This window comes from Gemmatimonas sp. UBA7669 (genome assembly GCF_002483225.1).
Classification (GTDB): domain Bacteria; phylum Gemmatimonadota; class Gemmatimonadetes; order Gemmatimonadales; family Gemmatimonadaceae; genus Gemmatimonas.
Map to the genome: position 1 here is coordinate 51969 of NZ_DLHL01000018.1, position 10344 is coordinate 62312.

The 10344-nt window shown below is 65.9% G+C and carries 7 protein-coding genes; 4 read left to right on the plus strand and 3 right to left on the minus strand.

Translation table 11 applies throughout. From position 1 onward, the window contains the following. Positions 1 to 51 precede the first annotated feature (51 nt). The 3 genes from B2747_RS06200 to B2747_RS06210 are packed head-to-tail and all read left to right on the plus strand — an operon-like array spanning position 52 to position 5242. Positions 52 to 1800 carry an Ig-like domain-containing protein gene (locus tag B2747_RS06200; protein ID WP_291157958.1) on the plus strand — a complete coding sequence of 583 codons (1749 nt, stop codon included), beginning with the start codon at positions 52 to 54 and terminating at the stop codon, positions 1798 to 1800. Next, positions 1797 to 2318: a hypothetical protein gene (locus tag B2747_RS06205; RefSeq protein ID WP_291157960.1), complete on the plus strand. Its 522-nt coding sequence runs from the start codon at positions 1797 to 1799 to the stop codon at positions 2316 to 2318. The genes B2747_RS06200 and B2747_RS06205 overlap by 4 nt, the downstream gene beginning before the upstream one ends. A gap of 32 nt (positions 2319 to 2350) precedes the next feature. Further along, the gene (locus B2747_RS06210) at positions 2351 to 5242 is read left to right on the plus strand and encodes a dockerin type I domain-containing protein (RefSeq protein ID WP_291157962.1); all 2892 of its coding nucleotides are present in this window, start codon (positions 2351 to 2353) and stop codon (positions 5240 to 5242) included. A 302-nt stretch (positions 5243 to 5544) separates the two neighbouring features. On the opposite strand, the gene B2747_RS06215 is transcribed toward B2747_RS06210, so the two are convergent. Together B2747_RS06215 and B2747_RS06220 are read right to left on the minus strand one after the other, a co-directional pair. Then, entirely contained in the window at positions 5545 to 6207 is a 663-nt protein-coding gene (locus tag B2747_RS06215) for a PEP-CTERM sorting domain-containing protein (protein ID WP_291157964.1), read from the minus strand. A gap of 494 nt (positions 6208 to 6701) precedes the next feature. Further along, positions 6702 to 8453, minus strand: coding sequence for an amidohydrolase (locus tag B2747_RS06220; protein WP_291157966.1), 1752 nt, complete (start codon positions 8451 to 8453; stop codon positions 6702 to 6704). Between the two features lie 305 nt (positions 8454 to 8758). Between B2747_RS06220 and B2747_RS06225 the strand changes: the two genes are divergently transcribed. Next, positions 8759 to 9517, plus strand: coding sequence for a PEP-CTERM sorting domain-containing protein (locus B2747_RS06225; protein WP_291157968.1), 759 nt, complete (start codon positions 8759 to 8761; stop codon positions 9515 to 9517). Between the two features lie 147 nt (positions 9518 to 9664). Here B2747_RS06225 and B2747_RS06230 read toward each other — a convergent pair whose 3' ends face one another. Next, positions 9665 to 10153 (minus strand): fasciclin domain-containing protein, encoded by a 489-nt coding sequence (locus B2747_RS06230; protein ID WP_291157970.1) that lies wholly within the window; start codon positions 10151 to 10153, stop codon positions 9665 to 9667. Positions 10154 to 10344 lie beyond the last annotated feature (191 nt).

Consider the following 10344-nt stretch of genomic DNA (forward strand, 5'->3'; position numbering starts at 1 on the left):
CTCCATACCCGCACCACATGTGGCAATCATCCTCGGCCGAGGTGTCCGCGTTTGCGGCAATCGCTCGTCAATTCGAAGCCGGTCCGGCGGTCCCAGTCGCCGCAACGTTTCCCCACGTCCGGACTGCGGCGATGGTTCGGTCTGCTGGTCCTGCTCGCGCCACTGGCCTGCGGAGGCGGTGGCAGCGACAGCAGCGGCGGCCCCACGCCTCCGCCTCCCCCACCGCCCCCGGCCCAGGCCGCCGTCGCACGCGTGGTGCTGAATGGCGTGCCCGAGCGCCTCGTCGTGGGCGCCAGCGCCACGCTGCAGGCCGTGGCCACCGATGCCAACGGCAACGTGCTCACGGGCCGCGCCACCAGTTGGCAGAGCAGCAACGCCGAGGTGCTGTCGGTGTCGTCCACCGGCAACCTGCTGGCCTTTGCCCCGGGCTCGGCGCAAATCACCGTCACCGTGGAGTCGGTGTCGGCCAGCGCCAGCATTGCCGTTGTGCCGCCGCCGGTCGCGCGCGTACGCATCACTGCGCCCACCCAGGTGGTCAACGAAGGGCGCACGCTCGCGCTCTCCGCGGTGGCCACCGACAGCAGCGGACGCACACTCACCGACCGCCCCATTGCGTGGAGCTCCAGCGCGCCGGCGGTGGCCAGTGTGTCCGGTACCGGACTGGTGACGGGCCTCGTGCAGGGCGAGGCGTTCATTGCCGCCAGCAGTGAAGGCCAGCGTGACTCTGTGCGCATTACCGTGGGGCCCGCGCTGCCGCCGGCGCTGGAATTCGTGAACGGTCCACCGGGTGGCGTGCTGCCGGGGCGTGTGTTCAGCCTGCGCGTGCGCGCTGTGGACGGACGTACCGGCACCACGGTGCCGTATGACGGGCCGGTGAGTATTGCCCTCACCCAGGGCGCGGCCGGTACGCTGCTGGGCAGCACCACGGCGCAGGCAGTGCGCGGCGAGGCGCAGTTTGACAGTCTGGCCATCATGCAGAGCGGCAGTTGGCAATTGCGTGTGGCCGCCAGCGGATTTGAAGCCGCCGTATCGCAGCCGGTCATCGTGGGCAACAGCGGCAACGGCGCCATCACCATCTCCACCATCACCACCGAACGTCCGGCGTCGGGCAGCGCCTCCACCACCATTTATCGCTTCACGGCCACGTTGCGCGACGCAGGCGGCGCACTGATCACCACGCCTACCATCGTGCGCGCACAGGTGGCGCGTGGCAATGTGAGTATCGTCTCCGGTGCGACCTCGCCATCCACGGCCAGTGGTACCGCGGCCATGCAGGTCACGGTAACGGGTACCGGCACGTTCGACCTGCTGCTCACCACACCCGAAGGGCAGAGTGGTGTGCATGCCATGCCCAATGTCAGCGGCGGGGCCGCGCTGTTCTCACTGCAACGTGCCGTCGCTGATTCGGTGGTGCCGGTTGGCGCCACCATGTCCACCACCCTGCAGGGTCTGGCGGCGCTCAACGCACCCTCCGACGTGCACACGGCGGTTGTGGAGGTGAACTGGAGCCCGGGCGCATTCACGCTGGTGTCGGATTCGGTGCTCACGAACACGGGCGTGGTCACCTTCAATCGCAACGTGCTCGCACAAGGCATTGTCCGTCTCACGATCGTCGGTTCAAACGCCATCATTGCGAGAGGGCCGGCCGTGCCGATGGCCAGTCTGCGCTTCCGCGCGCTCGACGGTGACGGCAATCGCGGCGTGCAACGCTTCCAGGTCATTCTGCTTGAAGCCCGCGGACCAACAGGCGAACTCCTGCAGGAACGGACCACGACCGAAATGCTGGTGCGCATCCCATGACCCACGCACGATCGTTTGCCATTGTCTCAGCCGCGTTGACCGGTGCGCTCGCGCTCGTTTCAGCCTGCCACGACAGCACACAACCCGGCGCCGCGCCACTGGCTGCGCTGCAGCCTGATGCCTATCGCGCGACCTGGCACATCACCTCGCAGGACGGTGGCACCGTGCAGGCCACGCTGCGCGTCCACAGCGGCGCGGCCGCGCCGGCCCTTGGCGCCTATCGGGTGCAACTCCTTCTGCCACCCGGCGTCGACACCGCGGCGCTCGCACTCGATCAGTCGTCTGCACAGGGCGCAGCGCAGCGTCTGCTGGCCGTGGAAGGTCGCACGCTGCGTGTGGTAGGGGTGGCGCCCGACGGACTCAGCACCGGCGACCTGTTCACGGTGAAACTGCGCGCGCCCGCGACGCTGTCAGCGCAGGCGCTCGCCACGGCGCTGCTCGTGCAGGAATGGGTGGATGTGCAGGGCGTCAATCGTCTCGCGCGACTGGAGCCGGCGACGGTGGGAGGCCCGCGATGAAGCCCGCAACACATCGGACAGCAACTCGCGCGATGCGCGCCGCCATGTGTGCGGCCGTGCTTGGCGCATCCAGCGGCGTATCACGTAGCGCAGAGGCCCAGGCTTCGGCCGACCCCACGCCGCCGCCATCGTCCAGCACGCAGCGCGGAACGCTCTACCTGGTGTGGGGCGACCCGGAGCGCGACGGGGTGCCGCGCTACCGCGCCATCATCCAGGGCGGCGCCGGTGAGGTCACGCAGTACATGGTGGACAACCGCGATCTCGACTTCGTGGCCCGTGTGCAGCAACTCGATCGGCAACTGGTCGATGTCACCGTCAGCGCAGCACGGCCGGCGTTCGGTGCCGGCAGCGCACTCACACTGCCGCGGCTCACGGAAATCTCACCGGTGCCCGGCGCCGTTTCGCGTGCACGCAACACGCTGCCACCAGCCTGGGTCGTACAGCGCCGGCCCTATGCCGTGGTGCTCTGCAAGTTTGCCGACATTCCCGCCGAACCCCTGCCACCGGCCGCTTACGAGCGCATGTACGGCCGTGCCAGTGGTGGCGCCGATGCGTACTACCGCGAAGTGTCGCGCGAACGTCTCAATCTCGAAGGCACCACCGTGGTGGGCTGGCTCACACTGCCGCGCCCACGCAGCGGCTATACCCTGGCCGACGGTGAAGCCAACCTTGGCCTCATGAGCAGTGAGTGTCTCGCTGCCGCCGACGCACAACTGGATTACAGCACCTTCGGCGGCGTGGGCATGCATTTCAATTCGGCCATCGGCTGTTGCAGCTGGGGCGGCAGCACGGGCATCGCGCTCGATGGCCCGTCACGTGTCATCCCGGCCATGTGGAACATGGACTGGGCGCGCTCTGGTACCGTGTGGCACGAACTCGGTCATTCGTTCGGCCTGCCGCACAGCAGCGGCCCGTACGGCGCGGTGTACGATGCGCGCTGGGATGTCATGAGTTCATCCAGCACCGGCAGCTTTCTCAATGCCGACTTTGGACGCGCCGGCGCGCACTTCCTCGCCTACCACAAGGACCGGCTTGGCCTCATCCCCGACTCGGCGAAAGTCGAAGTCATGAGTGGCAGTTGGTCGGGGCTGCTCGAGGCACACAGCGTGCCACTGGCCACGGCTCAGGGCAAGCAGCTCGTCACCGTGCCACTCACGCATTTCCGTAGCGGCGCGCAGTTGCTCATTGAAGCGCGCAGCCGTGCAGGGCTCGATCGCAGCATTCCCGGCGAGGGTGTGGTCATATCCACCGTCGATAATGGCCGCGCCGAGCAGGCGCAGGTGGTGGATGTGGACGGGAACGGTGATGTGAACGACGCCGGTTCCGTGTTCACGTTGGGGGAGAGCTACGAACATCCCGGCAGCCAGATTCGTATGCGCGTGGACTCGCTGCATGAACACGGCTGGTATGTGACGGTCACACGCAACGCCGGCATTGGGGTGGCGCGCTTTCTTCGCGCTGGCGGCACACGTGAAGTAGAAGCGGGTGGCCTGGCCTGGGTGCGCGACTCGGCGCAGGTCACGGCTGCTGACAGTTGGGCGGCGTATCCGCTCACCCTTCCCGCGTGGCTCAGGCTCGAGCGTTCATCGGGCAGTGGCAACGGTTGGCTGGTGTATGCCATCAATCCGGCACAGTTGCCGGGCGCACGCAACGTGTTCACCCTGCAGCTGTCGGCGCCCACGGGGCAGACACGCTCCACGTTTCGCGTGGAAGTGGGACGTGTGGAGCGCAGCACGCCCGCACCCGCCGTACAGCTGTCCCGCATCTCGCGCAACATCAGCGCACGGCTGGGCGATGCCTTCATCGGTTTTGACACCGTGCGGGTCACACTGAGCGCGGCGCTTGGCAGCAGCACCTGGACGGCGCGGCCTTCGTCACGTCAGTACTTGTTCAACGAGAACCGCACCGCGCGTGATACGCTGAGCACACGCACCGGCTCCAGCACACTCGCCTTCTGGTTCCAGGCCAGTGGCTTGAGCGACGGCACGTACATCGACACACTGCGCATCGATGTGGCCGGCGCCACGCCCAGCACCTATCTGGTGGTGGACACGGTCACGCTGGTGAGTGGCAGTGGACCGGGTGTGGAGTTCGGGCCGCGTCGTCCGGCACTCACGCTGCCCGTGGGCGCCATTCCGCAACTGGACAGTGTGCAGGTGCGGCTGAGTGGACTGCAGGCGGAGTGGACGGCGTTCAACCGACGCGCCGATGGCCGCGTGCTGCGCAGTAACGGCGCCAGCAACGATTGGATTCTCTGGCAACGTTCACCCACGGCGGTCGGCCGCTCCATCGACACCATCTTCGTCAACATTCCCGGCCTCGCGCAGCAGCGCATTGTGGACACGCTGTTCGGCGAGAACGTCCCCCTCAGGCTCACGGCTTCGCGGCGCGGCATGCGTGGGCAGGTCACGCTGGGCAGTCTGCCGCGTGTGGACAGCGTGCGTGTGGGTGTGTTGAGCACGGTGGGCGTGAACACGAACTGGACCGCGTCGGCGCCGGCGCGCATCAGATTGCATCAGCGCGATGCGTTCACCACCATTGCCACCGGACGCACGGGAGACTTCCTGCGCTGGTCGCGCAATCAGCGGCTGATGGAGCCGGGGCGCTACGTCGATACGCTGAGCATTACGGTGCCGGGGGCCATCGGGTCACCGTTCCTGGTCATCGATACGACCGACGTGATGGCACCAGCGGCTGTGGTGGGCGATGTGGATGGCGACGGGAGCATTACGTCAGCCGACGCAACGGCCATTCTGCGCTGGCTGCTGCAACTGCCGGTCGGGCCGCGCGTTGATGCCAGGACACGCGGTGACGTGAATTGCGATGGCGAGGTGACGGCGGCGGATGCGATGCTGATTCTTCAGCATGATGCGGGGAGGAGGGAGGGGAAGGGGTGTTTGGGGAGGCCGGTGGTGGTGCCTTGAAGGGGGACGGGATCCCACTCGGCCATCCACTGCTCTGGGCTATGGGCCGTGGGCTTTGGGTGTGAGTGGATTGGCGTCCACATCGCGTAATCCACGGCCATCACGCCGTGGGATCCCAGCCGCCCCCGCGATTCCGGTTCGCGATGCCTCGGATAACGCGATCCCGCCCCTGCACCACTCAAACCCACAGCCCAGAGCCCAACGCCCACGGCAGCGGATGGCGAAACCAGAACCTCGACCGCAGTTAACGAAAAAGCGCCCGGCGATCGATCGCCGGGCGCTTCGTCCATCAACACAAACGTTCAGCCCCGCCGCTTCCGCGCCACGCCAACCAACCCCATCATCCCCGCGCCCAGCAACGCCAGCGAACCCGGCTCCGGCACCGCCACGGCAATGTCGTCGATCTCGAACGCCCGGCCGTTCGACGTCAGGCGAAGCGCGCGGAAGTTGCCGGCGTTTGTGAAGTCGAGGAACAGGCGACGATTCGTGTCCGAGATCGTCTGGTTGCCGTTCGCGTTCGTCGCCACGTCCTCGCCAGTCAGGAAACCCGCGTTGGCGCCGCCGGTGAAGTTGATCACGTTCAGATTCTGGTCCAGCACTTCGAGCTTGTTGTACGTGTCGATCGAGCCCCAGTAGAAGCTCAGCGAGGTGATCGACTGCGTGGCCAGGAAGCCCTGGAAGTCGATGATGGCCGAACCATTGGCATCACCGTTCACGTTGGGCACGGCAAAGAAGCCGCTGTTCACACCGGCCGGCGCCGCGGCGCCCGAGACCGAACCGGGCAGGATGGAGTAGTCGCCGCTGAACGACACGCCGTTGTACGGGCCGCCGTTGAAGTTCACCAGCAGCTGCTGGGGCGCAAAACCCTGGTCGGGTGCGCCCGAGGTGGAGGAGAACGTCACCTGCGCCGAGGCCGTCGTGGCCGTGGCGAGGAAAAGCAGGGCACCCGTGAATGCTGCGCGCATTGTCTGTCCTTGGGGATGGTGATGCCGGCCGGTCGGCCGATTGAGCGGGATCACGTCCCCAAAGAGCAAGGCGCATGCCGGGCGGGGCCATTGGGTGGAAATCGGTCAAAATGCCCAAAAAACCGGGTTCTGCCATACAAAACGCCCATTCCTGTGACGGACCGGGGGTACGAAACCGGACTGGTCCATGAGGAACGGGGGCGACAGGCGTGGGAGGGGTGCAACAGGTCAGAGTTGGGCTGCATGTGGGTCGGATCCCACTCGGCCATCCCCTGCCGTGGGCTGTGCGCCGTGTGCTCTGGGTGTGAGTGGATTCGCGTCGGCATCACGTAATCCACGGCCATCGCGCCGTGGGATCCCATTCGCTCAACGCGAACTCGCTTGGGATCCCTCGGATTACGCGATCTCACCCCCACACCACTCAAACCCACAGTCCACAGCTCACAGCCCAAAACAGTGGATGGCGTCCATCAGAACAGAACGGCTTCAGCCCCTCACCGCCCCCCCGCCGAGTACACCACTTTCCCACCAACCCACGTCGCTTCCACCCTCGTCTCCAACACCATCTCCACCGGCACCCGCATGATGTCCTGCGACAGCACGACAAAATCCGCGTACTTGCCCGGCGTGATCGACCCCATGTCCTTCTCCTGAAATCCCGCGTACGCCGGCCAGAGTGTCATGCTGCGCAGCGCGTCTTCCCGGCTCATGCGCTGCTCCGCATACCAGCCGCCCTCGGGCCAATTGCGCGCGTCCTGCCGCGCGATACTCGCGTGGAAGGAGATGAGCGGATTCACTTCTTCCACCGGAAAGTCCGAGCCGTTGGGAATCACCACGCCGCTCTTGAGCAGGGACTGCCACGCGTATGCGCCAAGCAAGCGCGTATTGCCCAGACGCTTGCCAATCCAGTACATGTCGCTGGTCTGATGACTGGCCTGCATGCTGGGAATCACACCCAGCTGCGCGAACCGCGGGATGTCATCCTGATGCAGGATCTGCGCATGCTCCACACGGAAGCGATGATCGGCGCGCGGCACGCTGGCCAGCGCCTTCTCGTACGCGTCGAGCACCACGCGGTTGCCACGATCGCCAATGGCGTGCGTGTTGATCTGGAAACCGGCCTTGAGTCCTGCTTCGGCCACTTCGCGAATGTGCGTGGCCGGTGAGAGCAGCAGTCCCGTGTTGTTCGGGTCATCGCTGTAGGGCTCGAGCAGCGCCGCGCCGCGCGAACCCATCGCGCCATCCGCATACAGCTTGACCGCGCGCACCCATACGCGGCCGTCGTGCAACGCCGAGCGCGGTCCCATGGCGAAGTAGTGTCGTAGCGCCGCCGAGTCGTCGCTGATCATGATGTACAGACGCAGATCGAGCTCGTTCTTCTGCGCCATGTCTTCGTAGAGTTCGATCATCTTGCGGGACGCGCCCGCGTCATGCATGCCCGTCAGACCCCAGCGGTGCATGAGACGGGTGGCGTCCTTGTGCATGCTGCGCCATTCGTCGAGCGTGGGCTCGGGCACCTTACCGCTCACCAGATTCTCGGCGCGATCAATGAGCACGCCCGTGGGCTGGCCCTTGGCATCACGCATGATCTTGCCGCCGCTCGGGTCCTTTGCCGCGGCAGTCAGCCCTGCCACGCGCATGGCGGTGGCGTTGGCGAGCTGCGCGTGACCGTCAATGCGTTCGAGCAGCACCGGGTGATCGGGCGTGGCCGCCGACAGCGCCTCGTGCGTGGGGAAGTTGGTATTGCCCCAGGCGTTCTGATCCCAGCCGCGACCAATAATCCACGAGCCCTTGGGTGTGCTCTTGGCACGCTCCACCACTCGGGCAATGACCTCGTCGTAGCTCTTCGTGCCCACGAGGTCCACACTGCGCAGCTTCTTGGCGAGGTTGTTGAAGTGCGCGTGCGCGTCCACCATGCCGGGAATGACGGTGCGGCCCTCAACATCCACCACTTGCGTGGACGGACCGCGCAGCATGGCCGCCTCACGTTGCGAGCCGGTGAACACGATGCGGCCGCCGCGCACGGCAAAGGCCTCCACCAGGGGCCGGGTGTCATCGGCCGTATAGATGCGGCCGTTGGTGACGATGAGGTCGGCGGGGGCTGCAGCCTGCGCACCTGCGGGTTGGGCGCCGGCGGCACGAACGCCGCCGATTGCGAGCGGAAGCGCCAAACTGGCAAAGGCCGCGGCGCGACTGGCCGAGCGACTGGCCACCAGGCGAGGGGAGGACGGCAGAAGGCGGAGCATGAGGGGCCGGGATATGGAATGACGAGGGGGCAGCGCTGGCAAAATGGGGCGGCGCCGAGTTTGCGACAACGTCGGGTGTTGGCATGCATCCTGCTCGTGTTGCAGGGGTGAGGCAGATTTCATCGGAATCTGCATCACATATGGCTGAGTTCGGCATGTGGGATCCATACGCCAAACTCCCGGTTGCTCGCTAAGTGTTGTAAATTCAATGGGTTGGGCTTGAATCTTACGGATGGGCCCGGTTGGCATGAATCATGAGATAAGGGGCAGGCAGCACCTTCACCCTCTCATTGAGCTCCGATCCCATGCGCGTTCGTTCCCTTGCCTCGCTTGCCGCTGCCGCCCTGTTCGCCGCCAACACCTTGGGCGCCCAGGCCCCCACGTCGTCGGCCACGTCGGGCTATCTCGACTTTGTTGGCGCCAAGAGCGGAGCGCCGACCGTCAACGGCACCAGCATTGCCACCGGTCCCTACAACGCCAAGTTCGGGACCAGCGCGGCCGATGCCGCGGGCAAGACGGCGTTCGACGTCTACTGCTTTGACTGGCTGTCCAACGCCGGCGACGGCAAGGTGGTCATCCTCACGTTCACTGACTTGGTGAACCAGAACGGCGCCGTGGCCACGGGTCTCTACAACAAGCTCACCGGTGCCGCGGGTGCGTCCAACACGCTGAGCCTCGGCACGCTCAACTCGGCCGCGTGGCTGACAAGCAACATGAGCAGCGGCGCACAGAACCTGTGGGATGAGCAGCACGTCGCGCTATGGAACCTGTTCTGGAAGGACGGCGCCGGCAGCCCGGGCATGCCCGGTGAAGGCAACTACCGCGGCATCACCGACCCCAACAACACCGGTGGCGCGCTGTACTGGTACAACCAGGCCGTCGCCAACAGCGGCTATGATGCGTCCAGCTATCGCATCTTCGCGCCGGTCGACGCGCAGGGCAATTTCGTGAACAACCGTCAGGTGTTCATGGGTCAGGTGACGGAAGTGCCCGAGCCGGCCAGCCTCGCGCTCGTGGTGGTGGGCCTCGTCGGACTCGGTGCGGCGCGTCGTCGCAAGCGTTGAGACAGCCACTGTCATTCACTCGGCGCCGGCCCCGCGCCGCACAAAAAAAATCGGGGCACCGTGATGCAGTGCAGCCTGCAAACGAAACCGCCGCCCACTCGAACGTCGAGTGAGCGGCGGTTTGCGCTTGCTGCGAAGTGTTCGCGCTTACTTGGCGGGCGGCAGGATCACCGCGTCGATCACGTGAATCACGCCGTTCTTGGCGAGGATGTCCGTCTTCACGATGTGGGCGTTGTTGATCATCGGCGTCTGGCCCATCACGGAGATCTTGGCCTCGCTGCCTTCGACCGTCTTGGCGCTCTTGCCGGCGAGCTTGAGCGCGTCAGCGGCCATCACCTTGCCGGCGACGACATGGTACAGCAGGACGCTCTTGAGCTTGGCCTTGTCCTTGCCGAGGGCTTCGAGCGTAGCGGCCGGAACCTTGGCAAACGCTTCGTCGGTCGGGGCGAAGACGGTGAACGGGCCGGGGCCCTTGAGGGTCTCAACCAGACCGGCATCGCCGAGGAGCTTGGCGAGGGTCTTGAACGAGCCCGCGGCGACGGCGGTCTCGACGATGTCCTTGTCCTGGGCCTGCGAGGTAGCGGGCGCGGCCATGGCCACCACGGCGGCAACGGCCAGCATCGACAGCTTGCGCATGATCGGAAATGCTCCTGAAAGTGTGTTTGAGATAGGACCGACTGGTCCTACGGGTGATTTAACACTGAGATTGGGGACGCGGTTCCCGGGGTTTCCGCTTTGAGGCTGACGGTGGTGTGAGCGGCGACACAGCGGTTTTTCAGTGCCACCGCGGTTGCGGGAACCGAAACCGCAGTCCTTGACTGCAACCG

What these genes read in the sequence shown, in the direction of transcription:
- B2747_RS06230 (WP_291157970.1), bottom strand. Translation starts at nt 10,153, where the DNA reads ATGCGCAAGCTGTCGATGCTGGCCGTTGCCGCCGTGGTGGCCATGGCC.
- B2747_RS06215 (WP_291157964.1), bottom strand. Translation starts at nt 6,207, where the DNA reads ATGCGCGCAGCATTCACGGGTGCCCTGCTTTTCCTCGCCACGGCCACG.
- B2747_RS06225 (WP_291157968.1), top strand. Translation starts at nt 8,759, where the DNA reads ATGCGCGTTCGTTCCCTTGCCTCGCTTGCCGCTGCCGCCCTGTTCGCC.
- B2747_RS06210 (WP_291157962.1), top strand. Translation starts at nt 2,351, where the DNA reads ATGCGCGCCGCCATGTGTGCGGCCGTGCTTGGCGCATCCAGCGGCGTA.
- B2747_RS06220 (WP_291157966.1), bottom strand. Translation starts at nt 8,453, where the DNA reads ATGCTCCGCCTTCTGCCGTCCTCCCCTCGCCTGGTGGCCAGTCGCTCG.
- B2747_RS06205 (WP_291157960.1), top strand. Translation starts at nt 1,797, where the DNA reads ATGACCCACGCACGATCGTTTGCCATTGTCTCAGCCGCGTTGACCGGT.